Origin of the sequence: Microbacterium murale, assembly GCF_014635185.1 — a bacterium.
In the GTDB taxonomy this organism is placed as follows: Bacteria; Actinomycetota; Actinomycetes; order Actinomycetales; family Microbacteriaceae; genus Microbacterium; species Microbacterium murale.
Genome location: NZ_BMCM01000006.1, coordinates 120,960 through 145,793 on the forward strand (window position 1 = coordinate 120,960; position 24,834 = coordinate 145,793).

General features: G+C 66.4%; 31 protein-coding genes. 10 read left to right on the forward strand and 21 right to left on the reverse strand.

Going from position 1 to position 24,834, the window contains the following annotated elements; translation table 11 throughout:
* Positions 1–59: 59 nt before the first annotated feature.
* The 9 genes from IEV67_RS16395 to IEV67_RS16435 form a co-directional block, all read right to left on the reverse strand.
* Positions 60–815: an amino acid ABC transporter ATP-binding protein gene (locus IEV67_RS16395; protein WP_188437712.1), complete on the reverse strand. Its 756-nt coding sequence runs from the start codon at positions 813–815 to the stop codon at positions 60–62.
* On the reverse strand, positions 812–1,609 hold the full coding sequence (locus IEV67_RS16400) for an amino acid ABC transporter permease (RefSeq protein ID WP_188437958.1): 798 nt from the start codon (positions 1,607–1,609) through the stop codon (positions 812–814). The genes IEV67_RS16395 and IEV67_RS16400 overlap by 4 nt, the downstream gene beginning before the upstream one ends.
* 33 nt (positions 1,610–1,642) lie before the next feature.
* On the reverse strand, positions 1,643–2,461 hold the full coding sequence (locus IEV67_RS16405) for a basic amino acid ABC transporter substrate-binding protein (protein WP_188437713.1): 819 nt from the start codon (positions 2,459–2,461) through the stop codon (positions 1,643–1,645).
* Positions 2,462–2,576: 115 nt separating this feature from the next.
* On the reverse strand, positions 2,577–2,876 hold the full coding sequence (locus tag IEV67_RS16410; protein WP_229703240.1) for a Dabb family protein: 300 nt from the start codon (positions 2,874–2,876) through the stop codon (positions 2,577–2,579).
* Positions 2,876–3,133, reverse strand: coding sequence for a glutaredoxin family protein (locus tag IEV67_RS16415; protein WP_188437715.1), 258 nt, complete (start codon positions 3,131–3,133; stop codon positions 2,876–2,878). Before IEV67_RS16415 ends, IEV67_RS16410 begins: the two co-directional genes overlap by 1 nt.
* Positions 3,130–3,432 (reverse strand): rhodanese-like domain-containing protein, encoded by a 303-nt coding sequence (locus IEV67_RS16420; RefSeq protein WP_188437717.1) that lies wholly within the window; start codon positions 3,430–3,432, stop codon positions 3,130–3,132. The genes IEV67_RS16415 and IEV67_RS16420 overlap by 4 nt, the downstream gene beginning before the upstream one ends.
* Positions 3,433–3,524: 92 nt before the next feature.
* Entirely contained in the window at positions 3,525–3,623 is a 99-nt protein-coding gene (locus tag IEV67_RS16425) for a 30S ribosomal protein bS22 (protein ID WP_003792170.1), read from the reverse strand.
* Positions 3,624–3,750: 127 nt separating this feature from the next.
* Positions 3,751–3,942 (reverse strand): helix-turn-helix domain-containing protein, encoded by a 192-nt coding sequence (locus IEV67_RS16430; protein ID WP_188437718.1) that lies wholly within the window; start codon positions 3,940–3,942, stop codon positions 3,751–3,753.
* A gap of 106 nt (positions 3,943–4,048) precedes the next feature.
* A complete protein-coding gene (locus IEV67_RS16435; protein ID WP_188437720.1) occupies positions 4,049–4,990 on the reverse strand; it encodes a TetR/AcrR family transcriptional regulator in 942 nt (313 codons plus the stop codon).
* Between the two features lie 101 nt (positions 4,991–5,091).
* Here IEV67_RS16435 and IEV67_RS16440 point away from each other — a divergent pair, with 101 nt between their 5' ends.
* On the forward strand, positions 5,092–6,027 hold the full coding sequence (locus tag IEV67_RS16440; RefSeq protein ID WP_188437722.1) for an ATP-binding cassette domain-containing protein: 936 nt from the start codon (positions 5,092–5,094) through the stop codon (positions 6,025–6,027).
* On the forward strand, positions 6,024–6,839 hold the full coding sequence (locus IEV67_RS16445) for an ABC transporter permease (RefSeq protein ID WP_188437724.1): 816 nt from the start codon (positions 6,024–6,026) through the stop codon (positions 6,837–6,839). Before IEV67_RS16440 ends, IEV67_RS16445 begins: the two co-directional genes overlap by 4 nt.
* A gap of 27 nt (positions 6,840–6,866) precedes the next feature.
* On the opposite strand, the gene IEV67_RS16450 is transcribed toward IEV67_RS16445, so the two are convergent.
* The gene (locus tag IEV67_RS16450; RefSeq protein ID WP_188437726.1) at positions 6,867–7,283 is read right to left on the reverse strand and encodes an ArsR/SmtB family transcription factor; all 417 of its coding nucleotides are present in this window, start codon (positions 7,281–7,283) and stop codon (positions 6,867–6,869) included.
* 98 nt (positions 7,284–7,381) lie between these two features.
* Here IEV67_RS16450 and IEV67_RS16455 point away from each other — a divergent pair, with 98 nt between their 5' ends.
* From IEV67_RS16455 to IEV67_RS16485, 7 genes are all read left to right on the forward strand, one after another.
* The gene (locus IEV67_RS16455; protein ID WP_188437728.1) at positions 7,382–8,812 is read left to right on the forward strand and encodes a TrkH family potassium uptake protein; all 1,431 of its coding nucleotides are present in this window, start codon (positions 7,382–7,384) and stop codon (positions 8,810–8,812) included.
* Positions 8,805–9,476 (forward strand): potassium channel family protein, encoded by a 672-nt coding sequence (locus tag IEV67_RS16460; RefSeq protein WP_188437730.1) that lies wholly within the window; start codon positions 8,805–8,807, stop codon positions 9,474–9,476. Before IEV67_RS16455 ends, IEV67_RS16460 begins: the two co-directional genes overlap by 8 nt.
* A 75-nt stretch (positions 9,477–9,551) precedes the next feature.
* Positions 9,552–10,649, forward strand: coding sequence for a LacI family DNA-binding transcriptional regulator (locus tag IEV67_RS16465; RefSeq protein WP_188437732.1), 1,098 nt, complete (start codon positions 9,552–9,554; stop codon positions 10,647–10,649).
* A 284-nt stretch (positions 10,650–10,933) separates the two neighbouring features.
* Positions 10,934–12,307, forward strand: a complete 1,374-nt coding sequence (locus IEV67_RS16470; protein WP_188437733.1) for an ABC transporter substrate-binding protein — start codon at positions 10,934–10,936, stop codon at positions 12,305–12,307.
* A gap of 2 nt (positions 12,308–12,309) precedes the next feature.
* Positions 12,310–13,233: a carbohydrate ABC transporter permease gene (locus tag IEV67_RS16475; RefSeq protein WP_229703242.1), complete on the forward strand. Its 924-nt coding sequence runs from the start codon at positions 12,310–12,312 to the stop codon at positions 13,231–13,233.
* The gene (locus IEV67_RS16480; protein ID WP_229703244.1) at positions 13,230–14,093 is read left to right on the forward strand and encodes a carbohydrate ABC transporter permease; all 864 of its coding nucleotides are present in this window, start codon (positions 13,230–13,232) and stop codon (positions 14,091–14,093) included. The genes IEV67_RS16475 and IEV67_RS16480 overlap by 4 nt, the downstream gene beginning before the upstream one ends.
* 5 nt (positions 14,094–14,098) lie before the next feature.
* On the forward strand, positions 14,099–15,133 hold the full coding sequence (locus IEV67_RS16485; protein ID WP_188437735.1) for a DUF2804 domain-containing protein: 1,035 nt from the start codon (positions 14,099–14,101) through the stop codon (positions 15,131–15,133).
* Positions 15,134–15,148: 15 nt separating this feature from the next.
* On the opposite strand, the gene proC is transcribed toward IEV67_RS16485, so the two are convergent.
* Positions 15,149–15,988 carry a pyrroline-5-carboxylate reductase gene (gene proC / locus IEV67_RS16490; protein WP_188437737.1) on the reverse strand — a complete coding sequence of 280 codons (840 nt, stop codon included), beginning with the start codon at positions 15,986–15,988 and terminating at the stop codon, positions 15,149–15,151.
* Positions 15,989–16,066: 78 nt separating this feature from the next.
* Between proC and IEV67_RS16495 the strand changes: the two genes are divergently transcribed.
* Positions 16,067–17,038: a cation diffusion facilitator family transporter gene (locus IEV67_RS16495; protein WP_188437739.1), complete on the forward strand. Its 972-nt coding sequence runs from the start codon at positions 16,067–16,069 to the stop codon at positions 17,036–17,038.
* 36 nt (positions 17,039–17,074) lie between these two features.
* Here the strand turns inward: IEV67_RS16495 and tadA are convergent, their stop codons facing one another.
* Genes tadA through phnG form a run of 10 tightly spaced genes read right to left on the reverse strand, consistent with a single transcriptional unit; the run spans position 17,075 to position 24,721 of the window.
* On the reverse strand, positions 17,075–17,530 hold the full coding sequence (tadA, locus tag IEV67_RS16500) for a tRNA adenosine(34) deaminase TadA (protein ID WP_229703246.1): 456 nt from the start codon (positions 17,528–17,530) through the stop codon (positions 17,075–17,077).
* A 9-nt stretch (positions 17,531–17,539) separates the two neighbouring features.
* Positions 17,540–18,097: a phosphonate metabolism protein/1,5-bisphosphokinase (PRPP-forming) PhnN gene (gene phnN, locus IEV67_RS16505; protein ID WP_188437741.1), complete on the reverse strand. Its 558-nt coding sequence runs from the start codon at positions 18,095–18,097 to the stop codon at positions 17,540–17,542.
* Positions 18,094–19,275 carry an alpha-D-ribose 1-methylphosphonate 5-triphosphate diphosphatase gene (locus IEV67_RS16510; RefSeq protein WP_188437743.1) on the reverse strand — a complete coding sequence of 394 codons (1,182 nt, stop codon included), beginning with the start codon at positions 19,273–19,275 and terminating at the stop codon, positions 18,094–18,096. Before IEV67_RS16510 ends, phnN begins: the two co-directional genes overlap by 4 nt.
* On the reverse strand, positions 19,275–19,976 hold the full coding sequence (locus tag IEV67_RS16515; protein ID WP_188437745.1) for a DUF1045 domain-containing protein: 702 nt from the start codon (positions 19,974–19,976) through the stop codon (positions 19,275–19,277). Before IEV67_RS16515 ends, IEV67_RS16510 begins: the two co-directional genes overlap by 1 nt.
* The gene (gene phnL, locus IEV67_RS16520) at positions 19,973–20,752 is read right to left on the reverse strand and encodes a phosphonate C-P lyase system protein PhnL (RefSeq protein WP_229703248.1); all 780 of its coding nucleotides are present in this window, start codon (positions 20,750–20,752) and stop codon (positions 19,973–19,975) included. Before phnL ends, IEV67_RS16515 begins: the two co-directional genes overlap by 4 nt.
* A 1-nt stretch (position 20,753) precedes the next feature.
* On the reverse strand, positions 20,754–21,569 hold the full coding sequence (gene phnK / locus IEV67_RS16525) for a phosphonate C-P lyase system protein PhnK (RefSeq protein WP_229703250.1): 816 nt from the start codon (positions 21,567–21,569) through the stop codon (positions 20,754–20,756).
* On the reverse strand, positions 21,566–22,420 hold the full coding sequence (locus IEV67_RS16530; protein WP_188437747.1) for an alpha-D-ribose 1-methylphosphonate 5-phosphate C-P-lyase PhnJ: 855 nt from the start codon (positions 22,418–22,420) through the stop codon (positions 21,566–21,568). The genes phnK and IEV67_RS16530 overlap by 4 nt, the downstream gene beginning before the upstream one ends.
* Positions 22,417–23,559: a carbon-phosphorus lyase complex subunit gene (locus IEV67_RS16535; protein WP_188437749.1), complete on the reverse strand. Its 1,143-nt coding sequence runs from the start codon at positions 23,557–23,559 to the stop codon at positions 22,417–22,419. Before IEV67_RS16535 ends, IEV67_RS16530 begins: the two co-directional genes overlap by 4 nt.
* Entirely contained in the window at positions 23,559–24,215 is a 657-nt protein-coding gene (phnH, locus tag IEV67_RS16540; RefSeq protein WP_229703252.1) for a phosphonate C-P lyase system protein PhnH, read from the reverse strand. Before phnH ends, IEV67_RS16535 begins: the two co-directional genes overlap by 1 nt.
* Positions 24,212–24,721, reverse strand: coding sequence for a phosphonate C-P lyase system protein PhnG (gene phnG, locus IEV67_RS16545; RefSeq protein ID WP_188437751.1), 510 nt, complete (start codon positions 24,719–24,721; stop codon positions 24,212–24,214). Before phnG ends, phnH begins: the two co-directional genes overlap by 4 nt.
* Between the last annotated feature and the right edge of the window lie 113 nt (positions 24,722–24,834).

Below are 24,834 nucleotides of genomic sequence, written 5' to 3' on the forward strand. Positions count from 1 at the left end.
TGCCGAGGCCCCCTGCTGCAGCAGGGGGTCTCGGCGATAACACGGGGTCTCGCCGGAGTTCAGAGAACGCGGGCGAGGAAGTCCTGCGTGCGCGGATGCTGCGGGGTCGCGAGCACTTCGCGCGGGTCGCCCTCCTCGACGATCACGCCACCGTCCATGAAGATCAGTCGCGATCCAACCTCGCGTGCGAAGCCCATCTCGTGAGTGACGACGAGCATCGTCATCCCCTCATCGGCAAGCGTGCGCATGACCTGCAGCACTTCGCCGACCAACTCGGGGTCGAGGGCTGAGGTCGGCTCGTCGAAGAGCATCATATCGGGGTTCATGCACAGCGCCCTGGCGATCGCGACGCGCTGCTGCTGCCCACCGGAGAGGTGACCGGGGAAGGCGTCGGCCTTCTCGCTCAGTCCCACCCTGCCGAGCATCGCGCGGGCGACCTTCTCCGCCTCGGCCTTCGAGCGCTTCTTCACGCGCTGCTGCGCGATCATCAGGTTGCCCATCACGTCGAGGTGCGGGAACAGGTTGAAGCTCTGGAACACCATGCCGATGCGTGTGCGGATGCGGTCGATGTCGATGTCGGGGTCGGTGATGTCGATCCCCTCGATCAGCACCTTTCCACCGGTAGGCTCCTCGAGCAGGTTCACCGAGCGCAGCAGGGTCGATTTACCGGAACCCGACGGTCCGATCACACACACGACCTCGCCGGCCTTGACGGTCAGGTCGATGCCCTTGAGCACCTCGTTGTCGCCGAAGCTCTTGACGAGCCCCTGGATGTCGATCGCCGGGGCGTGGACATCGATCAGATCAGTGCTCATCGCTGCCTCGCCATTCGTCGTTCCAGCCACGCGCTGAAGCGCGTGAGTGGGATCGTCACGATCAGGTACAGGATCGCCGCCATGATCAGCGGTGTTCCGTTCGCATTCTGGGTACTCGCGTCACGGGCGAAGTTGGTGAGCTCCTTCGACCAGATGAACGTGCCCGCCACGAAGAGCAGCGAGGTGTCCTTCAGCAGCAGCACGAACTCATTCGTGAGCGGCGGGATGATGATGCGGAACCCCTGCGGCACGACGATCCAGAACGTCGTCTTCATCGGCGACATGCCCAGCGAACGGGCGGCCTCGGTCTGCCCCTTCGGCACGGCCTGGATTCCGGCACGGATCGTCTCCGCCATGTACGCCGAGGCGACCAGGATGAGGCCGATCAGACCGAGAACCACCGGCCCGCCGAGTTTCGTACCCGGCACACCCAGCCCGATCGGCAGGATGAACGCGATGGCGAAGATCGTCAGAATCGCGGGGAGACCGCGGAACAGCTCGATCCACGCCGTGGCGATCCACCGGAACGGTCCGATGCTCGACAGCTTGAGCAGTGCCAGCACGATCCCGAGCAGCAGACCTCCGACGAACGCCACAGCCGTGAACCAGAGCGTGTTCACGAGCGCGGTCGTGATGATGCCCGGGAGCATCTTCGCCGCGATCTCCGGATTGAAATACAGTTTCGCGATCCGGGCCCAGTCGGTGCTGACGGCCAGCCAGACGACGACGGCGATCAACACCGCATAGACGATGTATCTGTACAGCTTGCTCTTGGTCGTGCGCCTCAACGCCATTGTCAAGGACCCCTGTCCTACTCGACCCGCCGACTACTTCGCGGTGAAGTAGTTGTCGTAGATCGTCTGGTAGTCGCCGCTGTCACGAAGCTCCTGCAGCGCACCGTTGATCGCCTCGCGCAGCTCGTCCTTCTCGCCCTTGGCGAAGGCGAAACCGTACTGCTCGTCGGTGTTGTACTCCTCGACGATCTTGTAGGCAGAATCGGCCTTCTCGTGCTCGAGGTTCACCGGCTGGTCCTGAAGGATCGCGTCGATCTGACCTGCCTGCATCGCCGGCCACAGCTCGCCGTCGGACGGGTACTGCACGAGCTCGGCGCCCGTGGCGTTCTCCGACGCATAGGTCTCGCCGGTGGTGCCCTGCTGCACGCCGACGTTGCGCCCCGACAGATCGTCGATCGACTTGATCCCGGAGTCGGTGCGCACGAGCAGCGACTGGAGTGAGTCGTAGTAGGGGTCGGAGAAGTCGAGGTTCGCCTTGCGCTCGTCCGTGATGGTCATCGCTGAGGCACCGATGTCGCACGTGCCCGCCGCCAGGGTGGTGCCGGACTGCAGGGCATCGAAGCCGACATCCTGCACAGAAAGCTTGAGGTCGAGGTTCTTCGCGATCGCGTCGAGCAAGTCGATGTCGAAGCCGGTGTAACCGGTGCCGTTGTCGCCGCCCTCGAACTCGAACGGCGCGTAGGGGATGTCGGAGCAGATCGTCAGCGTTCCAGCCTCGGTGAGACCGTAGTCGTCGCCTGCCGGCGCATCGTCGCCGCCGGCGTCGCCTCCCCCGCTGGCGCAGCCCGAGAGAGCGAGCATGGCGGTCGCGGCGAGCGCGATACCGAAGGTGAGATTACGACGACGGGGCATGACCGCTCCAGGGTGACTGGGGCGTATACGCCCACGGACGGGTATGCAGATCATCTTGACACGGAGCGACACACAAGGCCCGATCAGGATGGTTACGTTTGCGTTTCGAGTCTGATCAGATCTCGAAATCGACGGCGACCCGCGAGGCGACGACGGATCGCACGTAGGCCACGACCTCTTCGTGCGCAGGATGCACCTGGTACTGCTCCAACGCCTCGACCGAGTCGAAATCCGCGATCAGAGTGACGTCCCAATTGGTCTCCGGATACACAGAGTTCGCGCCGGCCGAGATCGATCGCAACTGGGGCACGACACCGTCAAGTGCGTTCAGGCGGCGGGCGACCTCTGCGGCCTGCTCCCCGCGTTCGACAGCATCCTCGCTCGCGAGCTTCCAGCTGACCACGTGCCTGAGCATCAGATTTCCTCCAGAGCTTGGCGCAGCCGGTCGGGCGAGACCCGCCAGTGCGCGTGCAGTTCATCGTCGATGAGCACGACGGGGATCTTCTCCCACCACAGTTCGTACAGGGCGGGGTCGTCTTCTATCGAGCGCTCGACGATCTCGATGCGGTCGCCGATCTCATCCGGCAGATCCGCGACGACGGTCTCGACGATCGCGAGCGCGGTCGGGCACAGATGGCACCCGGCCCTGCCGATGACCGTGACGGTCGTCACGCCGAGGGAGCTTCGACCGGGTGGCCCGTGGCGATCCACTCGCCCGTGCCGCCTTCGACGTTCGTGGCGTCGTGGCCCTGGGCCTCGAGCGCCTGCACGACCCGTGCCGAGCGTCCGCCGGCCTGGCAGATGACGTCGAACGCCTCGGCGGGAAGCTCTTCGAGACGGCTCCCCAGCTCGGACATCGGGATGTTCACCGCGCCGGGCACGTGGCCACCGGCGAACTCATCCCGCTCGCGCACATCGATCAACGGTGTGTCCGTGCGGGCTGCGAGCTCTGCGACAGTGATCGACTTCATGGATTCTCCCTGAAACTCGAGGCCTGGGTCTGGAGATACGGGGCTACAGACACAAAGCGCCCGTCCGAAGACAGGCGCTCGTGTCCAGCCGCTTACTTCTTGTTGCGGCGCTGGTGGCGAGTCTTGCGAAGCAGCTTGCGATGCTTCTTCTTCGCCATGCGCTTGCGGCGCTTCTTGATGACAGAACCCACGGAAACCTCACTACGTCAGTGGCTGGGCGTCGCACGAAGTCGGACGCCCGGGTAAGGGCATGGAAAAAATGCCTCGGGTCAGTCTAGCAAACCAGCGGACCTCCGCTGATCACCGAGGCGGATGAGCTCAGCCGACGTCGGAGATCGGCCTGTGGAGGGCGTCGGTGACGGCGGATTCGGGCACGCGATAGCTGCGGCCGAATCGGATCGCGGGCAACTCGCCCGCGTGGACGAGACGATAGACGGTCATCTTCGACACGCGCATGATCTCGGCGACTTCGGCAACCGTAAGGAACCGGACGTCTGGAACTTCGGGCATCCCCTGTACCCCTTTCTGCTGAAGCACACTCTATGGCGAACCTGCGACGCGTGTAAACCCAAGTGGCTGATGTGACCTGTGGGGATCAGGACGTCGGCACAGGCTCTCAGCCGCGGGCGCGGGCGCCTTCGACCCGCTGCCGCGCATCGCGCAGCACCACGCGCTCGTTCTTGCGCGCGGCGCGAAGCGCCTTCTCAGCCTCGCGCACGGCCTTGCGCGCCTCCCGCACCTTCTTGTCGCCGGCGACATCCGCATCCTCGACATCGATCCAGTCCTGCTCGACGGCATGCGGCTCACCGCGATCCAAGCCGGCGATGTACGCGTCGACGCCGTCGAAGATCCGCTCCATGGCGAACCGGAACGGATCGTCCTCCGCCGTGAACACGCCGGCGTCGATCGCACGACGCAGCGACGGATACTCGTCCGCGGTGATGACCTGATCGAACAGCGCCGATTCCCGAGCCGCGACCTCTGCCTGCGACAGCCCGCTGGAGCGCGCCTGCTCCGTGTAGCCGGCCGACACCTGGCCGTACCATCGGGCCTCCCCCGTCACGGCGAGCGCGACGGCGAGACGCTCGGATTCGTTCAACGGCGTCTCGGCGAGAGCGGTCAGCCCCGCGTCGAGCCATGCCGAGCTGTTCGGAGTGATCGGCGAACCCGTGATCGGCAGCGACAGGATCCAGGGATGCGCGAGGTAGTGCTGCACCTGCGCGTCGAAGAGAGCGCGCAGCTTCGCCTGCCACCCCTCCTGCTCACGGTGCTCGTCCGGCGGCAGACCGGTCGCCTCCTCCTGCATGAGCAGCAGGAGATCATCCTTCGCGGTGACATAGCGGTACAGCGACATCGGAGTGAAGCCCAGCTTCGCGGCGACCGCAGCCATCGACACGGCGCCGAGACCCTCAGCGTCGGCCAGCTCCACGGCGGCGGCGACGATCTTCTCGACGCTCATCTCACGCTTGGGGCCGCGCTGCGGATCTGCAGCCACCCCCCAGGCGAGCGCGATCCCTCGCGGGAGCTCGGGAAGCTCTGGCAGTTCGGTGTCACTCATGCTGACGATTCTAGTTCTGTTTATTGCGTAAACAGTGTGTTACTGTCATACGCAGAAGTTACTGACATACACAGTTTCCCTCCTACACAGAAAGATCGATCATGACGAGACCAGCCATCGAAGTCCACGGCCTTCACAAGCGCTTCGGCGCCCACACCGTCCTCGACGGCCTCGACCTCACCGTCTCGCGCGGCGAGGTGTTCGCCCTGCTCGGCCCGAACGGCGCAGGCAAGACCACCGCGATCAATATCCTCACGACGCTGACGAAGGCGGACGCCGGCACTGCAGCGGTGTGCGGCTTCGATGTCATCGCCGAACCGGCGCAGGTGCGCAGGCGGATCAGCCTCACCGGCCAGTCAGCCGCTGTCGATGACGCACTCAGCGCCATCGAGAACGTCGTGATGTTCGCACGCCTGGCCGGTCTCGGGCGCACGCAGGCGCACCGGCGCGCCACGGAGCTGCTGACTCGATTCGAACTGATGGATGCCGCGACCCGCCGAGTGGGCACCTTCTCCGGCGGCATGCGCCGCCGCCTCGACCTGGCGCTGAGCTTCGTCGTGACCCCTGAGGTGCTGTTCCTCGACGAGCCGACCACCGGCCTCGACACCCGCAGCCGCCGCGACCTGTGGGACATCATCCGTTCCCTCGCATCGGTCGGCACGACGGTGTTCCTCACGACGCAGTACCTCGAAGAAGCCGATCAGCTCGCCGACCGGATCGCCGTACTGCACGAGGGACGAGTCGCAGCGCTCGGAACCGCCGCCGAGCTGAAGGCACGCATCGGCGGAGACACTGTCGAGCTGCACGACGAGAACGGCGAGCTGATCCGCTCTCTCGCCACCGACGGCACCGTGCCCGGCCTACGACGGGCGCTCGATCTGCTCGACGAGCAGGGCGCGGACGGAACGGTGACGCTTCGACGTCCCACGCTCGATGACGTGTTCCTCTCCGTCACCGGCACCGGCGCTGGCGCAGAAACAGGCTCCGGCTCCGCCACGACCACCGCTGACCGCACTCTCACGAAGGAGAACGCATGAGCACCGCACTCGCCGTAGCCACGGCATCCAACGCCCCGTCCGTCCGACCGCCGCTGCGCGGCCTCACCGCCGAACTCGTGTTCGTCGGCCGCAGCCTGCGCCACTCCCTGCGCGACGGAGAGTCGCTGCTCATGGCGATCATGCTCCCCGTGATGCTGATGCTGATGTTCACATGGGTCTTCGGCGGGGCCATCGATCCGTCCGGCGCATACGTCGACTACGTCGTACCCGGCATCATCCTCACCTGCGCCGGCTTCGGCGCGTCATCGACAGCCGTGTATGTCGCGAACGACATGCGCACCGGCATCATCGACCGCTTCCGCACCATGCCGGTTCGGGCGGGCGCCGTGCTCACCGGACACGTCGTCGCGAGCCTGGTGCGCAACCTCGTCGCCACGAGCATCGTCATCGGCGTCGGCGTGCTGGTGGGCTTCCGTCCGACAGCGTCCTTCGGCGAGTGGGTGCTCATGGGGCTTTTCCTCACGCTGTACCTGCTCGCGATCACCTACTTGTTCGCTGCGATCGGCCTCGCCGCGGGATCGCCGGAGGGGGCGAACGGCTACGGGTTCATCCTGCTGTTCCTGCCGTACCTCTCCAGCGCATTCGTCCCCGTCGACAGCATGCCGCAGTGGCTGCAGCCCGTCGCGGCCAACCAGCCGATCACGCCCATCGTCGAGACGATCCGCGGGCTGCTGATGGGCACCCCGCTGGACACGGAGCCGTGGTGGGCCCTGGCCTGGTGCATCGCGATCCTGGTCGTCGCGGCCGTGTGGGGTGCGTGGCTGTTCCGCCGTAAGGCCGGCCAGCGCTGAGCGGCGTCCTGGAGAGAGAAGCCGGGCTCAGCTGCCGAGCCGCTTGAAAGCGGTGGCGACCACATGCTTGGCAGATGCCGCCGCGCGGCCGAAGACCTCGGCCGCGTGCGCGGCGCCGTCGGGCAGCGGTGCGAGTGACAGGTCGATGTCGGGGGCGTCGTCGCCGAAGGCATCCACGAGGAAAGGCACGAGCCAGTCGTCGACGACCTCGAGCGGCTCCACCTCGATGCTGTAGAACCGGCGCTGTCCGTCTTCGCGGACACTGACCAGTTCGGACTCGCGCAGCACCTTCAGGTGCTTCGAGACGGTGGGCTGGCTGATACCGAGTTCGCTGACGATCTGCGAGACACTGGTGCCGGCATCTCCGTCCGCGGCCCGCCGCAGGAGGAGCTGGAGGATGTCTCGCCTCGTGCCGTCTGCGATCACGTCGAAGATGTCGGTCATGAGATCAGGGTAGTCGTCCCACGCGCGGAGTACCATGACGAAGGCTCGTCGGAACGTCTCCGGGCGAGCGAAGACGGAACTGGCTCAGGAGGGCGTCGATGTCGAGTATCGGGTCATCGACATCTCCTGGCACGCGCGCACGCGATTTCTGGCGCTTCTCCCGCCACCTCATCACCTCATCGCCATCCCGCTTCGCGATCCTCATCTTCTCGACGTTGATCGTGCTGTTCACCGCCATGCTCTCGCTGCCGATCGCGTCAGCCACGGGTTCCATCACACCGATCAGCGACGCGCTGTTCACCGCCGTCTCGACGATCTGCGTCACCGGACTCGCGACTGTCGACATGGCCACGCACTGGTCGCCGTTCGGCCACGTGCTCATCTTCCTCGGCGTCAACATCGGCGGCATGGGCGTGCTGACGCTGGCGTCGGTTCTGGGACTCGTGATCTCGAAGAAACTCGGTCTGCGCGCCAAGCTGCTCGCCGCAGGCGACAGCAATCCGCTGCGCGCGCACGGCGGCGTGGTCAACGAAGGACAGACCGTGCGGCTCGGTGAGGTCGGCCAACTGCTCAAGACCGTCGCGATGTCGCTGCTGCTCATCGAGCTCGTGGTCGCCATCCTGTTGTACCCGGGCCTCCTGATGGCCGGCATCCCTCCGCTCGCGGCCCTGTGGGAGGCGCCGTACTACGCCGCCATGTCATTCACGAACACCGGTTTCGCCCCGAACGCCACCGGCGTCGTCGAGTTCGCCGATGACTACTTCGTCCTCACCGTGCTGATGGTCAGCGTCTTCCTCGGAAGTATCGGCTTCCCTGTGATCTACACCCTCGCCAGGCACCACTGGCATGTGAAGCGCTGGTCGCTGCACAGCAAGCTCACCCTCATCACCACGGTGATCCTGTTCGTCCTCGGCGCAGTCGTGTTCCTCGTCCTGGAATACAACAACCCACGAACATTCGGGTCGATGGATGCCGGCGACACGACGTTCCAGGCCTTCTTCCTCTCCGCCATGACGCGATCCGGCGGCTTCAGCGTGATCGAGATCTCGGATCTCAATGGCTCCTCGATGCTCGCCGCATCCATGCTGATGTTCGTCGGCGGCGGCTCGGCATCCACCGCCGGCGGCATCAAGGTGACCACCCTCGCCGTACTGGCGATCGCCGTGTGGTCCGAAGCCCGCGGTCGCCAGTCCGTGGAGGCCTTCGGCCGTCGGATCCCCAGCGACGTGCAGCGCGTCGCGCTCTCGGTCGTCGCGTGGGGCGCGACGATCGTCGCACTGTCGACCATCGTGATCGCCCAGATCACGAAAGCCCCGATCAGCGACGTGCTGTTCGATGTCATCTCGGCGTTCGGCACCGTCGGGCTCTCATCGGGCCTCACGGCCGAACTGCCCGACTCGGCGGTGTATGTGATGGCGGCCACCATCTTCATGGGACGAATTGGTACAGTGACTCTCGCCGCGGCGGTCGCCGCGACATCGCGTTCGCAGCTCTACTCGCTGCCCGTGGAAAGGCCGATCGTTGGTTGAAGTCCTCCGGGGCGACGCCCCCGTACTCGTGATCGGTCTCGGCCGCTTCGGCGCCGCGTGCGCCGGCGAGCTCGACCGACTCGATCGCGAGGTGCTCGCGATGGACGAGAACCTCGAGCTCGTGCAGAAGTGGTCGGATCGCGTCACGCACACCGTGCAGGGCGATGCCCGCAACATCGATGCGCTCAAGCAGATCGGCGCACAGGACTTCCAGGTCGCCGTGGTCGCAGTGGGCTCGCTCATCGAAGCATCCGTGTTGATCACCGCGAACCTCGTCGATCTGAAGGTGCCGCAGATCTGGGCGAAGGCCGTGTCGCAATCGCACGGCAAGATCCTCGCGCGCGTCGGTGCCAATCACGTCATCTATCCGGAGCGCGAGGCCGGCGAGCGCGTCGCGCACCTCGTGAGCGGGCGGATGCTGGACTTCATCCGCTTCGACGACGACTTCGTGCTCGCGAAGATGTACCCGCCGAAGTTCATCCGCGGCGTCGGCCTGAACGAGTCGGGCGTGCGCTCGAAGTACAAGGTCACGGTCGTCGGAGTGAAGAGTCCCGGCAAGCCGTTCCGCTACGCCGAGGCGAACACCGTGGTGACCAACCACGACCTCATCATCGTGTCGGGCACCAACAGCGACATCGAGCGGTTCGCCAGCCTCGACCGCTGAGCAGAACCTTCGGCCACCCAGCCGGATCCCTTCGCCGGGGACTCGCCTGCGGCGACACCTGCCTAGAATTGCCGGATGGACGACACCTCGAGCTCGGCTTCGCGTGGTGACCGCCCACCAACGATCAAAGATGTCGCCGCGCGCGCCCAGGTGTCATGGCGCACCGTGTCCAATGTGATCCACGGCCATCGGTATCTGCGTCCCGAGACGAAGGCCAAGGTCGAGGCAGCCATCGCCGAACTCGGGTATCGCCCCCAGGCGGCAGCGAGGCAGCTCCGAAGCGGGCGCAGCAACCTCCTCACCCTCGCGATTCCCTCTCTCGCGCACCCCTACTTCGCCAATCTCGCCCATGCCGTCGTCGCCGCCGCGCGCCGTGAGGGCTACGACGTGATGGTCGATGAGACCCTCGGACAGCCCGAACGCGAACGACGCGTCGCTCGCGGATACGGCAGCATCCGCACCGACGGAATCATCTTCAGCCCGCTGTCGCTTCCCATCGATGAACTGCTGGGCGAACGCGATTCGACACCACTGGTCCTGCTCGGCGAGCACACGCTCCACGATGCCGTGGACAATGTGGTCGTGGACAACGTCGGTTCCAGCCGCGAGGCCACGGAGCATCTGATCTCTCTCGGCCGGAGCCGTATCGGGTTTGTCGGGTACTTCCCTCAGGGCACCCTCGGCACCGGGGATCTGCGCTTCACCGGCTACAAACTCGCACTCGAGTCAGCAGGTCTGCCGATGGATCCTCGCCTCGTCATCGATGCGGGCCTCAAACGCGCGCCGTCCGCTCCGATCGAAGCCGAGGGTGATTACTGGCGCCAAGAAGGTCACGCGATCGCGGAGTCGCTGATCGGACGCATCGAGGATTTCGACGCGATCATGTGCGCGACGGATCTATTGGCGATCGGCATGCTCTACTCATTCCGCCAGCACAGCATCCGCGTGCCGGAGGATGTGGCGATCGTCGGATGGGATGACATCCCCGAGTCGGCGTTCTCCATGCCTACGCTGACGACGGTCTCCCCCAATCTGGAGGCGATCGCGGAACTCGCTGTGCGGGCTCTCCTTCGACGGATCAGCGATCCTGCCGTCTCTCCGGTCGGAGACGTGGCCGGACATCGGCTCATAGTGCGCGAATCAACCGCGGGATTCGTCCGCGTCGGAGCGTAGCGCGGTCCAGCGAAGGCTGATGCCGCACATTCGTGCAACGCGGAAACACGCGAGTCCAGCCTCGTCTTCGCACCCGATGCGTGCGCTGTGCACGTTTTCCCACACCAAGTGCACGAAGAGTGTTTCCACGTTGCAATACGCCTGGATATCTGGTTTATTCAAGAGGTCAACGCCCGCAGCCTCCGCACCCCGACCGAGAGCGGACGGCAAACGACGACATGCTTCGACCGCGACACCATCCAGACGAAGCGGACGCTCTATTCAATGACGAGGAGACGACCCAGATGTCCCGCAGAAATATTCAACGTTCTCACCGCAAGGCCGTGATCGCGATCGCGTCGATCAGTGCCTTCGCGATCACGCTCACCGCCTGCAGCGGCAGTGGCGGGTCCGAAGCCGCCGCAGACGGCGGCGGACTCGGCACAGCCGACAAGCACGTCAAGATCACGATGATGTCGAACGACGCCTTCGCCGAGACGTGGCAGGAACAGCTCGTTCCGGAGTTCAACAAGGCGTATCCGTACATCGACGTCACGATCGATTCGACTCCGTACGACAGCCTCTTGGCCAAGGGGCTGCTCAACGGTACGAGTCCCAGCCCGGACTACGACCTGATCACGCTCGATGACCCCTGGACACCGCAGCTGGCCGAGGCAGGCGTCCTCCTCGATCTGAAGTCGGAAGCCGACCAGTGGACCGAAGACGACTACGACTGGGATGACTTCAACTCGGCGCCACTCGCCTCCAGCGAATGGGACGGCGGACAGTACGGGGTGCCGTTGCGATCAAACCTGCTCGTCATGCTTTACAACAAGGATCTCTATGCGAAGGCCGGCCTGCCAGAGCCGACGCCCGAGCTCACCTGGGATCAGTACATGGAGCAGGCCCCTGAACTCGTGCAGGACACCGACGGCGACGGTGCCGTGGACTCCTGGGCCGCCGGACTCACCTGGGTCCGCGGAGTGCTCTCCCCGCCCTTCTGGCAGACGGTGCTCAATTCGAACGGCGGCACGCTCTTCGATGAGGACATGAACCCGACGTTCGACACCGACGAGGGCGTAGCCGCCCTGCAGACCCAGGTGGATCTGCTCGAATACGCGCCTCCCGGGGCCACGACGTACAACTACAACGAGCCGCTCGATGCCTTCCGCCAGGGCAAGATCGCCACCCTGTTCACCTGGGGCAGCGCCTACAAGAGCGCTGCCGTCGACTCCACTGTGACGACGCTGACGCCCGAACAGGTCGGTATCCAGACGATGCCGGCAGGATCCGAAGGTGCGAGCGCGCATCGCGGGATCTGGAGCGGCTCGGTGTTCAAGAACAGCGACAACCCCGAGGCCGCGTGGGCGCTGCTGCAGTGGATGAGTTCGAAGGAGGGCGAGCTGTGGTCCTCAGCGAACCTGGGATCATTCCCCGCACGTAAGTCGACGCTCGCCTCTGAACCCGCCGAGCCATGGCTCGCCCCGGTGTACACGGCGATCCAGAGCGGATTCGACGTCGCAGCCGAGGGCGAGATGTGGCGGCCCCGCTCGCCGGATTCGAACGCGATCCAGGAGATCCTCGCGAACGAGACGAGCGCGGCCGTCCAAGGCGACCGCACCGCCGAGGAGGCGCTCGATCGAGCAGCCGCCGAGATCAAGGAACTGCTGGAGAAGTAGTCATGACGGTCGAATCGTTGAAGCAGAACCGGTCGCGCACGAGGCGCGGCGCGGTCGTGAAGGATGTGATCAGCCGGTGGACGTTCATGGTCCCCGCGATCGTCCTCCTGGTGGCCGTGCTGGCCTACCCGCTGCTCTACACCCTTCAGATCAGCTTCTCCGACTTCGACCTCGCGACCTTCGCTCCATCCAGTTGGGCGGGAACGGGCAATTACGAGGATGCGCTCGGCGACGAGAACTTCCTCAACTCGCTCGTCGTGACCGGCATCTACCTGGTGCTCGCCCTCCCCCTGCAGATCGTGCTCGGCTTCGGGATCGCGTTCCTGCTGAACGCCGAGTGGAGAGGGCGCGGCGTCGTCCGCGCCCTCTTCCTCATCCCGATGGTCGTCGCCCCGGTCGTCTCGGGTGGGATCTGGAAGATCATGCTCGATCCGCTCTGGGGAGTCGTGACCTGGTTCCTCGGGCTCTTCGGAGTCCAGCCCATCGACTGGTTCGGCGACGCCGGCATGGCGATGATCAGCATCGTCATCATCGACACGTGGCGATCCGTGCCTTTCGTCGTGCTCATCGCGGCGGCGGCCATGCTCTCCCTGCCGAAGGACGTGTTCGAGGCGGCCTCCGTCGATGGCGCGAACTGGTGGCAGACGCTGAAGTCGATCAGCCTGCCCATGCTCGCGCCGATCATCGCGGCGACGTTCGTCGTGCGCTGGTTGGGCGCCGTGAAGATGTTCGACGTGGTCGTCGCCACGACGAACGGCGGACCCGGTCAGGCCACCAACGTCGTCAATCTCTACATCTACCGCCAGGCCTTCCAGCTGCTCGAGTTCAGCACCTCCTCGGCCATGGCGATCATCGTGCTCGTCATCACCATGGTGCTCACGTTCGTGTTCCTGTGGGGCAGCAAGAAACTGGAGGACCGACTGTGACTCTCGTGAAACCACCCGTCGCCTCGCACCGCCGACGAAGCGCCAACGCGCATCGGACACGCATCTGGTCAGGCGTGCTCGTGTGCATCCTGTTCCTGCTGCCGCTGGTCTGGATGCTGCTGACCTCGTTCAAACAGCAGCGCGACATCTTCTCGTCGCCGCCGAGCTTCTTCTTCGAGCCGACCATCGCGCAGTACGTCGATGTGCTCACACGCGGCGGCTTCGCGGGGCAGATGCTGAACACCGTCATCGTCGCCGTCGGCGCGTCGGTGCTGTCGCTGATCGCCGGAGCGATGGCTGGCTATGCCCTCTCCCGGCTTCGTATCCGCGGCGCCGGCGTCATCGGCGCGTTGATCCTCGCCTCGCGAGGCGTGCCGCCGATCGCACTCGCCGTGCCGATGTTCCTCGTCGCACGATCGCTGGGCATCACCGACACGCACATCACGCTGATCATCGCGTACTGCTCGTTCATCGTCCCGTACGTGATGTGGCTGATGCGCGGCTTCTTCCTCGCCCTCCCGAAAGAGCTCGAGGAGTCGGCGATGCTCGACGGTTGCTCGCGGATGGGCGCGTTCTTCCGCATCATCCTGCCGATCTCACTGCCTGGCCTGCTGTCGACGTTCATCTTCAGCATCATCCTGGCGTGGGAAGAGCTCCTGTTCGCCCTGGTGCTGACGAACCGCAACGCGACCACGTTCCCCGTGGCGATCGCAGGGATGGCGGGCGACACGGAGAACGGCGCCAACTGGGGCGCGCTCGCCGCGGCGGGAATGATCACGGTCATCCCCGTCGTGATCCTCGCGCTTCTCGTACAGAAATGGTTGATCCGCGGCCTCGCAGAGGGCGCGACGAAGGGATGACATCAGTGAGACTTCCATTGCGGCCGGTGCTGCGCGGCGGAGAGAGCATCATCGAGCACGAGATCACCGATCCGGTGGATCTGTGCCTGCCGTCCGGTCGCCTCAATCCGGATGCCGTCGGCTGGACGCGTTCCGCGCTGCATCGGACCAACCTGCGGGGCTGGGGACGCAACAAGCGCTTCGAGTACTGGGCCGTCACGACTCCGACCGCGATCATCACGCTCAACATCTCCCATCACGATTACAGGGCGAACGTCTCGGTCTCGTACTGGGACAGGGAGAGCACGTCCGAGATACGCCAGGGCGGGAACACCTGGCTGCCCGGTCACGCCGGGATGCGCGACCCGGACAACAGCCTTCCGATGGAGGCACGCCGCCGCGACGTGGTCGTCAGGCTCACCCCGCATGGACGCGGCACGCGTCTTCACGCCGCTTCGCCCCGCATCTCGCTGGACCTCACCGTGCATGCAGAACCGGATCATGAGTCCATGGGCGTGCTGGTGCCCTGGAGCGACCGGTTGTTCCAGTACACGAAGAAGGACAACGACCTCACTGTCGAAGGAATCGTGATCGTCGACGGTGTCGAGCACCGTGTGGAGCATGGCTCCTCAGCCGCCGTGCACGATCGAGGTCGCGGCCGGTGGCCGTACCGAACCTTCTGGAACTGGGGTTCAGGGCGCGGCGAAGACGAGAACGGCCGCACGCTCGGCCTGCAACTGGGCGGCAAATGGACTGACGCGACGCCGTCGACCGAGAACTGGCTTCGCATCGACGGCCGCCTGCACAAGGTGAGCGATCACCTCGATTGGCAGTACGACACCGGAGACTGGCTGGCGCCTTGGACGATCACCGGCCCACGCGTGAACATACGCTTCACACCCGAACGCCACGTACGCCACATGTTCAACCGCTTGATCGTCCTCAGCCGCGGCGACACGTGCTACGGCTCGTACACCGGTGAAGTGACGCTCGAGGACGGTGCCGTGGTGAGGTTCACCGACGTCCCCGGCCATGTCGAGGAGGTCGAACGACGCTGGTGAGGTTTGCCCGCCGATTCACGCGCCGGCGGCGAGCTCGTGAGAGCGCGCCAGCGCAGCATCCGTCGCCCGGGCGAAGACCTCGTCGAGGTTCGCGTGCTGCAGCACCGCGATCGCACGCTCGGTGGTGCCCTTCGGGCTCGTCACCCTGCGACGCAGCTCAGCGGGGTTCTCCCCGGATGCGTCGAGCAGTGCCGTGGCGCCGATGAAGGTCTGCTCGGCCATCAGCCGCGCATCGGCCTCGCTGAACCCCTTGCCGATCGCGGCCTTGGTCAGCTCTTCAATCAGGAGGAAGACGTACGCAGGACCGGAGCCCGAGATCGTGCCGAGCGCGTCGATCTTGTCCTCGGGCACTTCGACCACCGAGCCGACGAGCTCGAACAGTCGACGGACCACGGCGACGTCGTCTTCTGAGGCGGCCGAGTTCGCGGCGATGCCCGTGACGGCCTTGCCGACGGTCGCCGGAGTGTTGGGCATCGAGCGGATCACGCTGACATCCGAGCCGAGGACCTCGGCGAAGCTCGCCAGGCTGATGCCTGCGGCGAGGCTCACGACGATGGCATCTTCGCGCAGAACGGGCGCGATCTCGCGGAGCAGATCGGCGACCATGGCGGGCTTCACCCCGACGAGGATGATGCGGGATGACGCCGCTGCTGCCGTGTTCCCGTCCGGCTGATCTTCGAGCGCAACCGCCGTCACACCCTCCAGAGCTGTGAGGCTCGCAGCTTTCGCCGCGGTGCGATTGGTGGCGGTGATGCCGCCGTCGACGGCGATTCCTGAGGCGACGACACCCTGGAGGATCGCACCTCCCATCGAGCCGGCACCGAGGAACGCGAGGGACGGAAGTGATTCAGCCATGACGCCATCCTATGCACCGCATTCGACAGTGCCGAGGGCGCTCGCGTGCATCGCGACCAGCAGAACTAGACTCGGCCCATGAGTGCATCCGGTGGCAGCAAGGCGATCGTCGCGGCATTCCTGGCGAACCTGGGGATCGCGATCGCGAAGTTCATCGCGTGGTTCCTTTCGGGCTCCGCGTCCATGCTCGCGGAGGCGATCCACTCGGTCGCGGATTCCGGAAACCAGCTGCTTCTGATGCTCGGCGGGCGCAAGGCCAAGCGCTCCGCCGATCGCGAGCATCCGTTCGGATACGGACGCGAACGCTACGTGTACGCATTCGTCGTGTCGATCATCCTGTTCTCGGTCGGCGGCCTGTTCGCGATCTACGAGGGCGTCGACAAGCTGACCCACCCGCACGCGCTCGATCCCGTCTGGTGGTGGCTGCCGCTCGTCGTGCTCGTCATCGCGATCGGGCTCGAGTCGTTCTCGCTGCGCACCGCCGTCAAGGAGAGCAATCTCGTGCGTGAGAAGGGCCAGTCATGGGTGTCGTTCGTGCGCCGCGCGAAAGCCCCCGAACTGCCTGTGGTGCTGTTGGAGGACATCGGCGCCCTGACCGGCCTCACGTTCGCGCTGCTCGGCGTCGGCTTGACGATCATCACCGGCAACAGCGTGTTCGACGCGCTCGGAACGCTCGCGATCGGTGTGCTGCTCGTGCTGATCGCCGTGATCCTCGGCATCGAGACGAAGAGCCTGCTGGTCGGCGAGGGCGCGAACCAGGCCGACCTCGACCTGATCATGGATGCCATCGTCGGCGGCCCCGACGTCGAGAAGCTCATCCACCTGAAGACCCTCTACCTCGGTCCAGATGAGCTGCTCGTCGCGGCGAAGATCGCTCTGACCTCGGACAAGAGCGTGCGCGAGGCCGCCGCCGACATCGACGAGATCGAGAAGCGGATCCGGGATGCCGTTCCCATCGCCCGCGTGATCTACATCGAGCCCGACGTCTACCGTCCGGCGATCGACCCCACGCCGCCGACGGACGTGTTCGTGTTGAAGTCGTCCGACTGAGCGCCGCGTCCAGTAGCGATCCCTGAGCCTGTCGGATCAGCGGCGCTGCTCGAAGAAGTCGCGCAGCAGTGCCGTCGCGGCATCCTCCGCCACCCCGCCGACGACCTCGGCACGGTACGGCAGCCGGCGATCGCGCAGCACGTCGTACATCGAACCGGCGGCCCCCGCCTTGTCGTCCCAGGCGCCGAACACCACGCGCCCGATCCGCGACTGCAGGATCGCGCCGGCACACATCAGGCACGGCTCGAGAGTGACGACGAGCGTGTGCCCTTCGAGATTCCACGAGCCGACGGATGCCGCGGCCTGCCGCAGCGCGACGATCTCGGCATGACCGGTGGGATCGTGGGTCTCTTCGCGGGTGTTGCGGCCCTCGGCGATGATGCGGCCGGTGCCGTCGAGCACGACCGCACCGACGGGAACCTCGCCCGCGGCTGCGGCCTCTGCGGCGAGCGCAAGCGCTCGCTGCATCCCATCGCTATCCGGCACTCGCATGTGTCGAGCCTATTGGCCGCGTTGCATCTGGCGGAGCAGGAAGTCGGCGAACGCGCGTCCGGCGTCTTCGATCGGGCCGTCGTTGACGATCTCGAGATCGACCGCGCAATTCGGCGCGGGGTCCTCCCTGTTCATCCGCGCCGCGATCTCGGCATCCGCTTCCCGACCGCGGCGGGCGAGGCGCGCGCGACGCTGTTCCTCCGGCACGCAGACCCTGACCACGGCGGAGTGCTCGAAGCGATCGGTGAGCCGGTCCAGCACTCCCCTGGAGACGTTCGCCACCACGACATCACCCGCTCGCACTGCATCGACGACTGCCGCAGGCAGCCCGTAGGCGAGGCCGTGCGCCCGCCAACTCAGCGCGAACCCGCCCTCGTGCTCGATGCGAGTGAAATCGGCTTCGCTGACGAGCATATGGTCCTCGCCCGCGCCGACGGGTCGGGTGATGAGCCGGCGAGGGAAGACGAAGCTCCCGTCATGACCGGAGAGCAGCTCACGGGCGGCGCCGATGACCGAGTCCTTGCCCGACCCGCTCGCCCCGACCACTGCGACGAAGGCGCCGCTCACGCGACGCGCTCGCCCTCGCGCCAGACGCTGCGCACGATCGGTACCGGGGATCCGAGCGGATGCTGTTCACTCGATGCCCCCTCGTACGCGTGCACCCGGATCAGGTCCGCCCGCAGGCCAGGTTCGATGATGCCGCGGTCGTCGAGGCCGATCGCCCGTGCGGGGTTCGCGCTGAGCAGCCGCGACGCCTGCGGCAGCGTCGTCTCACCGCGCGCGACGAGCAGGAACGCAGCCTGGAGCGTGCTCGCCGGCACGTAGTCGCTCGAGAGGATATCGAGAAGTCCTTCGCGAAGCAGTTCGGCGGCGGCGACGTTGCCCGAGTGCGACCCGTCACGCACGATGTTCGGCGCGCCGGACACGACGAGCTGCCCTGCTGCACGCGCGGCCCGCGCCGCATCCACTGTCGTGGGGAACTCCGAGATCCGCACGCCCAGCGCCGAGGCCTCGTCCACGTGCGCCTGCGTCGCATCGTCGTGCGCGGCCATCGTGATGCTCCGCACGCCGGCGCGCCCTGCGAGCTGCGTCCGGTGCTGGTCGGCGTACAGCCCCGACAGCCGATGCAGCTCGTCGACGTGCGCGTCGAACTCGGACTCGAGCAGCCGCCCCTTGCCGACCATGTACGTGCGGAACGCCTCGACATCCGCATACTGACGCTGACCCGGCGTGTGATCCATGAGCGAGATCATCCGCACCCGCTCGTGCCCTCCGACCTCATCGAAGACCTCGACGACATCGGGAGTGGAGACCTCGCAGCGCAGGTGCACGAAGTGATCGGCGCGCAGCAACCCCGACTCTGCGGCATGGATGACGGCATCCATCAGCATCTTCGCGTTCGCCGCCATGCGATTGCCGTCGGTCGGGCCGGTGCCGATGCGCAGCGCGTCGAGAACCGTCGTCATGCCGGACGCCGCCATCTGCGCGTCATGCGCGATCACCGCGGTGATCGGATCCCAGTAGCGCTTCGGCCGTGGCTGGAAGTGCGTCTCGACCTGGTCGGTGTGCAACTCGACGATGCCAGGCATGAGGAAGTCGCCGTTGAGGTCAGTGCCCGCACGCGTCGGGTCGTCGGAGATCTCGGCGATGACGCCGTGCTCGATGCGCAGTGAGCCGTGGATCACTTCGTCGGCCTGGACGATGCGGGCGTTGGTGAGAGTCGTGGATGAGGGCGCGAGGGGCATCAGGCGGTCTCCTGCATGTCGGTGTCAGCGGATGGGGTGGCAAGAGGATGGACGGACAGCACGTCGAACGGCGCACCAGGCTCGCGCTCGATGAACAATGCGATCGAGCGGAGCAGGACATCGGAGTCCACGGCCTGGCCGTTTCTCGCGAAATGCGCAGCGAGGGCACCGTCGATCTCGCTCTCGCGCGCCGGCGGGATGGGGTCGGTCAACGTCAGGTGGAAGCGGAACTCCTCGAAGACGTACGGATAGCCCCACTGCTCGAAGAGCGCGCGCTGTCGCGGCGGGAGCATCTCGGGTCGGCGTCGGCGGATGTCGGCGTCGTCGGGCTCTGCCCGGAAGACATCGAAATCCCGCACGGCCTCGTCGGCCAGCATCCGGACCTCCGCCTCATCGCCGTGCAGGAGCAGCGCGCGGAATCGACCGAGGTTCGCGGGTCGCAAGGCGGAGAGGAGCACGGTGTGGTGAGCGGCGGCGAAGGCGTCGGCGGCGGCCCGCAGCTCGGCTTCGGTGCGTCCGCCCGCGAGACGGAATGGCGCCTTGAGGGTCGCGTGGAAGCCGTATCGTCGCGCGTCGACGGTGAGCTCGTGGAACTCCGGCCTCGCGTACCAGGCCTCGACGGAGTCCCGCAGATCCGCGGCGATCGGATCGTCATTCTCGCCGAGCAGTCCAGGCACGGCATACACGGCATAACGGGTCATGCGGCGATCCCCTCTCGGCTCGGATCGGCTTCGCGGCGCGCGCCAGAGTCCGGCTCATGCGGAGCCGCGAACGCCTGCACATCGAGGGTGACGTCCGCGACCACGTCGCGCACATCCGCGTCGTGGAAGATCGCGAGGATGCCGACGCCGCGCGCGACACTCTCGCGCACCAGATCGATCACGACCTCGCGGTTGCGGGCGTCCAGGGATGCGGTCGGCTCGTCGAGCAGCAGCAGGGATCGCTCGACGACGAAGCCGCGCGCGATGTTCACGCGCTGCCGTTCACCGCCGGAGAATGTGGCGGGCGGCAGCGCCCACAGGCGCTCGGGGATGCTGAGACGCGCGAGCAGTTCGCCGGCGCGCTCGCGTGCCTCATCACGACCCGCACCTCGCTCGACCAACGGCTCGGCAACGACATCGATCGCCGGCACGCGCGGCACCGCTCGCAGGAACTGGCTCACGTAGCCCATTGTGGAACGCCTCGCGGCCAGCACCTGCCGAGGCTGCGCGGTCGCCAGGTCGAGGACACCGCCGTCGTGGGCGAGCAGGATGCTCCCGGCGTCGACGCCGTAGCTGCCGTAGACCATCTTCATCACCGAGCTCTTGCCCGATCCCGACTCGCCGCCCAGCACCACGCAGGTTCCGCGCCGCACGTCGAAGGTCAGCCCGTCCACCACCGGCAGCCGCTGCGCATCCTGTAGGTGGAGGGTGAAGCTCTTCGAGACGCCCTGCACGCTCAGCACGGCATCCGGGTTCATATCGCTGTTCTGGTTCATGTCAGTCCTGGAGGATCGAGGAGACGAGGAGCTGGGTGTATGCGGCCTGAGGATCGTCCAGTACGCGGTCGGTCAGCCCGGACTCGATCACCACGCCATCCTTCATCACGAGCGTGCGGTGTGAGATGAGGCGGGCCACGGCGAGGTCGTGCGTGACGATCACGACGGCGAGGCCGAGGTCCGCCACGAGCGAGCGGATGAGATCGAGCAGACGCGCCTGCACCGAGACGTCGAGCCCGCTGGTCGGCTCGTCCATGAACACCAGTCGGGGTCCGAAGACGAGATTGCGCGCGATCTGCAGCCGCTGGCGCATCCCACCCGAGAACGTGGTCGGCGCATCGTCGATGCGGTGCGCCGGGATCTCGACGCGGGCGAGCCACTGCTCGGCCTGCTCACGGATGCGGCCGTAGTGACGCCATCCGTTGGCCATGAGTGGTTCGCCGATGTTCCCGCCCGCACTCACGTGCATGCGCAGCCCGTCGGTGGCGTTCTGGTGCACGAACCCCCACTCGGTGCGCCAGAGTCGGCGCACTTCGCGTTCGCTGAGCGTCGAGAGGTCGACGAGTTGCGCCGCGTGGTCCGGACCGCCGTCGGGAGCGGTGCGGTACTGCACGCTCCCCTCGTCGATGCTGAGCCGCTGCGACAGCATCCCGAGCAGAGTCGACTTGCCTGAGCCGGACTCGCCGACGATCGCGAGCACCTCGCCCGGCCACAGGTCGAAGTCGACGCCGCGGCATCCGAAGGTGTCTCCGTAGGCGTGCCCGGCGTCCGTCACGCTCAGCAGCGGCTGTTCGTCGTTCATGCCGGTGTCGTTCATAGCAGGGCCCCTTTCGCAGCTGCGGTCCGCTCGCAGTGGTCGGTGTCGGAGCACACGTACATCACGGTGCCGCGATCGTCCATGATGACCTCGTCGAGGTACACGCCCTCCGACTCGCAGATCTCGCACGGGGTGTCGAAGCTCTGCGGCTCGAACGGGAAGTCCTCGAAGCCGAGACTCTCGACGTCGGTGTACGGCGGGATCACGTAGATGCGCTTCTCCCGTCCGGCGCCGAACAGCTGCAGGGCCGGACTCTGGTGCATCTTCGCGTTGTCGAAACTCGGAATCGGCGAGGGCGCCATCACGTAGCGGCCGCCGACGAGCACGGGATAGTCGTAGGTCGTCGCGAAGTGCCCGTATCGGGCGATGTCCTCGTAGAGCTTGACGTACATGAGGCCGTACTCCTCGAGCGCGTGCAGGCGCCTGGTCTCTGTCTCACGAGGTTCGAGGAAGCGCAACGGCTCGGGGATCGGCACCTGGTAGACGATGATCTGCCCTTCGGCCAGAGGCGTCTCCGGGATGCGGTGGCGCGTCTGGATGATCGTCGCGTGATCGGTGCGCGTCGTGACACCGGCTCCGGCCACCTTCTCGAAGAACTGCCGGATCGACACGGCGTTGGTCGTGTCGTCCGCGCCCTGGTCGATCACCTTGAGGGTGTCGGACTGACCGATGATCGAGGCGGTGACCTGCACTCCGCCGGTGCCCCAGCCGCGCGGCATCGGCACCTCGCGGGAGGCGAACGGAACCTGGAAGCCGGGGATGGCTGCACCCTTCAGCAGCGCTCTGCGCACGACGCGCTTGGTCTGCTCGTCGAGGTAGCCCTCGTTGTAGACGATGCGCGGTTCGCTCATGCCTGCTCCTCCTGTTCCGCTGCCCGCTTGCTGACACGGTCGTTGAACTCTTGATGCAGCCGGCGGATGAGCACCAACTCGCCCTGGAAGTCGACGTAGTGCGGGAGCTTGAGGTGCTCCACGAACCCCGCCGCCTGCACGTTGTCGGCGTGACTGATGACGAACTCCTCGTCCTGGGCCGGCGCGTCGGCCCTCTCTCCGAACTCCTCGTGCCGCAGCGCACGGTCGATGAGAGACATCGACATGGCCTTGCGCTCGGCGCGGCCGAACACGAGTCCGTATCCGCGGGTGAACTGCGCTGGACGATCCGCGCCGCCGACGAACTGGCTCACCATCTGGCACTCCGTCACCTCGATGCGCCCGATCGGCACCGGATGCCCGATCTCCGGTGCGTCGAACTCGATCTCCACCTCGCCCACGCGCACCTCGCCGACGAACGGGTGCGTGCGCCCGAAGCCGCGCTGGGTCGAATAACCGAGCGAGAGCAGGAAGCCCTCATCCCCTCGGCTCAGTGCCTGCAGGCGCTCGGCTCGACTCATCGGATAGACGGTGGGCTCGCGGGTCAGGTCGGCCGGATCCGGGTCGGTCCAGTCCTCGTCATCCGGGCGATCCGGCTCGATGAGCGCGTCTACGCCGAGCAGGTCTGTGACGCGCGGCATCCGATCGGTGTCGGCATCCCCTGCATCGTCACCGGCTGTCGACGGCTCGGACGTGGCGGGAACGTCAGGCGTGCCATCGACGAGTTCGTCGGCGAGCAGACGGTGCGTGTAGTCGAACGTGGCGCCGAGCTGCTGGCCGCCGGGGATGTCCTTGAACGTCGCGGAGACGCGCCGCTCAGGCGGCAGCTCGGCGGTGTCGATCGCGACGGTCACACCGAACCGGGGCAGCGTCGTGCGATACGAGCGCAGCAGGGTCACCGCCTCGAGCACGTCGCCCTGCGCCTGCAGCAGAGCCTTCGCCGCGAGGTCGGGATCGTAGAGCGAGCCCTCTGCCATCACGCGTGAGACGAGCACGCCCAACTGATCACGCACCTGCGCGTAGTCGACGCGCGACGACGATTCCTCGCCGCGTCCGCGTCGGGCGAGCAGGGCGTGCGCGTTGGCGATCGCCTTCTCGCCACCTTTGACTGCGACGTACATCAGGCGCTCCTGTTCTCGGCGCCCTGCAGACGGATGCTGCGGGGCAGGGCTCGTACGGATTCATCGGCGACGAGGATGAGGTCGACGCCGCGCGGGAAGCGCGCATGGTTCTCCTGCCACTGCACCAGGAAGCCGGACGGCAGGCCGGCGCCGTCCCACGAGACCGAGCCGTTCACGCCGGGACCGGTCGCCACGAAGTCGCCGGTACCCCGAGCGCCGGTCGCGTCGATCACGACGGTCGCGGAGCGGTGCGGTTCTTCGTCGGTTCCGGATGCGAGATCGCCGAGGCGCGGGACAGTCGACGGTGAGGATGCGACGACGAACAGGGCATCACCGGGAGCATCCACCAGGCGAACGCCGGTATGGAAGCGCAGCCAGGCGCACACATCATCCGAGGCGCTCAGCGCAGGGTCGAGCCAGATCGGAGTCTGCTCGTCGCACAGCGCCAGAAGCACCGCTCCCACGCCGGGACTCAGCGGTGCGACGCGGTCCGTCATTCCCGGTTCGAGGGACTGCGGGAGCGTCGGACGCGCGAATGCGCCGAGCACTGCCCTGAAGACGTGCTGCGCATCCTGCACCGGATCGGCGAACCCCGGAAGGTGCCGCTCGCCGGCCGACATCAGGGCAGTCGTGCGCGCTTCGATTCGCGTGGTCATTCGTCGTCCTCCTCTTCGAGACCGAAGTCCGGTCCGGAGTTCTCCCTCGCGACGGTGAAGAAATCCACCACCGTGCTGCGGGCGTCGGCGCGCGAGCGGGCGTCGCGCTCGACCTGTGCCCGCTCGAGCGGCACGATGACCTCGTCGAGAACGCGTTGGCGCGCGTCCCCCGCGAGCAGCGCATCGAAGATCGCGGCGAGACCCGCGTGCTCCGGATGACTCCCCAGCACGTACGCGGTCCCCACCGTCTCCGGGCCGAAACCGCGTGCGACGACGGTCGCGCGGCTGACGGTGGCCTCGCCGACGTTGAACCGGTCGCCGGTGCCGCCGATGCGTCCTTGCGCCATGACCAGTCCCGACTCGGGGCCGCGGACGAACTCGATCTCCGGCTGGTCCGGCCATGCACCCCAGAGCGCGGCAAGGTCGACTTCCGCAGCATTGGCGAGCACGCGTGCGGTGCGCCGCCGTGCCGCCTCGTCCGGTCCTGTCTCGTCGTGCCGATCCATCACGCCTCCTCGATAGTTGTCTATTGGTCTAGACAACTATCACGCTAATGGCAGGATGTGGGAAAGGGAAGCGGCAGACGGGTCGCTACGGCGACGATCACGTGAACTTCCCA

Excerpts from the sequence above, each read along its gene's own strand:
- phnH (WP_229703252.1), bottom strand. The coding sequence starts at position 24,215 with ATGACCACGCGAATCGAAGCGCGCACGACTGCCCTGATGTCGGCCGGC.
- phnL (WP_229703248.1), bottom strand. The coding sequence starts at position 20,752 with ATGAACCAGAACAGCGATATGAACCCGGATGCCGTGCTGAGCGTGCAG.
- IEV67_RS16410 (WP_229703240.1), bottom strand. The coding sequence starts at position 2,876 with ATGCTCAGGCACGTGGTCAGCTGGAAGCTCGCGAGCGAGGATGCTGTC.
- proC (WP_188437737.1), bottom strand. The coding sequence starts at position 15,988 with ATGGCTGAATCACTTCCGTCCCTCGCGTTCCTCGGTGCCGGCTCGATG.
- IEV67_RS16395 (WP_188437712.1), bottom strand. The coding sequence starts at position 815 with ATGAGCACTGATCTGATCGATGTCCACGCCCCGGCGATCGACATCCAG.
- IEV67_RS16430 (WP_188437718.1), bottom strand. The coding sequence starts at position 3,942 with ATGCCCGAAGTTCCAGACGTCCGGTTCCTTACGGTTGCCGAAGTCGCC.
- IEV67_RS16535 (WP_188437749.1), bottom strand. The coding sequence starts at position 23,559 with ATGTACGTCGCAGTCAAAGGTGGCGAGAAGGCGATCGCCAACGCGCAC.
- IEV67_RS16435 (WP_188437720.1), bottom strand. The coding sequence starts at position 4,990 with ATGAGTGACACCGAACTGCCAGAGCTTCCCGAGCTCCCGCGAGGGATC.
- IEV67_RS16420 (WP_188437717.1), bottom strand. The coding sequence starts at position 3,432 with ATGAAGTCGATCACTGTCGCAGAGCTCGCAGCCCGCACGGACACACCG.
- IEV67_RS16510 (WP_188437743.1), bottom strand. The coding sequence starts at position 19,275 with ATGCCCCTCGCGCCCTCATCCACGACTCTCACCAACGCCCGCATCGTC.
- IEV67_RS16440 (WP_188437722.1), top strand. The coding sequence starts at position 5,092 with ATGACGAGACCAGCCATCGAAGTCCACGGCCTTCACAAGCGCTTCGGC.
- IEV67_RS16465 (WP_188437732.1), top strand. The coding sequence starts at position 9,552 with ATGGACGACACCTCGAGCTCGGCTTCGCGTGGTGACCGCCCACCAACG.
- IEV67_RS16455 (WP_188437728.1), top strand. The coding sequence starts at position 7,382 with ATGTCGAGTATCGGGTCATCGACATCTCCTGGCACGCGCGCACGCGAT.
- IEV67_RS16405 (WP_188437713.1), bottom strand. The coding sequence starts at position 2,461 with ATGCCCCGTCGTCGTAATCTCACCTTCGGTATCGCGCTCGCCGCGACC.
- phnG (WP_188437751.1), bottom strand. The coding sequence starts at position 24,721 with ATGGATCGGCACGACGAGACAGGACCGGACGAGGCGGCACGGCGGCGC.
- IEV67_RS16445 (WP_188437724.1), top strand. The coding sequence starts at position 6,024 with ATGAGCACCGCACTCGCCGTAGCCACGGCATCCAACGCCCCGTCCGTC.
- IEV67_RS16470 (WP_188437733.1), top strand. The coding sequence starts at position 10,934 with ATGTCCCGCAGAAATATTCAACGTTCTCACCGCAAGGCCGTGATCGCG.
- IEV67_RS16450 (WP_188437726.1), bottom strand. The coding sequence starts at position 7,283 with ATGACCGACATCTTCGACGTGATCGCAGACGGCACGAGGCGAGACATC.
- IEV67_RS16515 (WP_188437745.1), bottom strand. The coding sequence starts at position 19,976 with ATGACCCGTTATGCCGTGTATGCCGTGCCTGGACTGCTCGGCGAGAAT.
- phnK (WP_229703250.1), bottom strand. The coding sequence starts at position 21,569 with ATGAACGACACCGGCATGAACGACGAACAGCCGCTGCTGAGCGTGACG.
- IEV67_RS16475 (WP_229703242.1), top strand. The coding sequence starts at position 12,310 with ATGACGGTCGAATCGTTGAAGCAGAACCGGTCGCGCACGAGGCGCGGC.
- IEV67_RS16530 (WP_188437747.1), bottom strand. The coding sequence starts at position 22,420 with ATGAGCGAACCGCGCATCGTCTACAACGAGGGCTACCTCGACGAGCAG.
- tadA (WP_229703246.1), bottom strand. The coding sequence starts at position 17,530 with ATGCGAGTGCCGGATAGCGATGGGATGCAGCGAGCGCTTGCGCTCGCC.
- IEV67_RS16495 (WP_188437739.1), top strand. The coding sequence starts at position 16,067 with ATGAGTGCATCCGGTGGCAGCAAGGCGATCGTCGCGGCATTCCTGGCG.
- IEV67_RS16400 (WP_188437958.1), bottom strand. The coding sequence starts at position 1,609 with ATGGCGTTGAGGCGCACGACCAAGAGCAAGCTGTACAGATACATCGTC.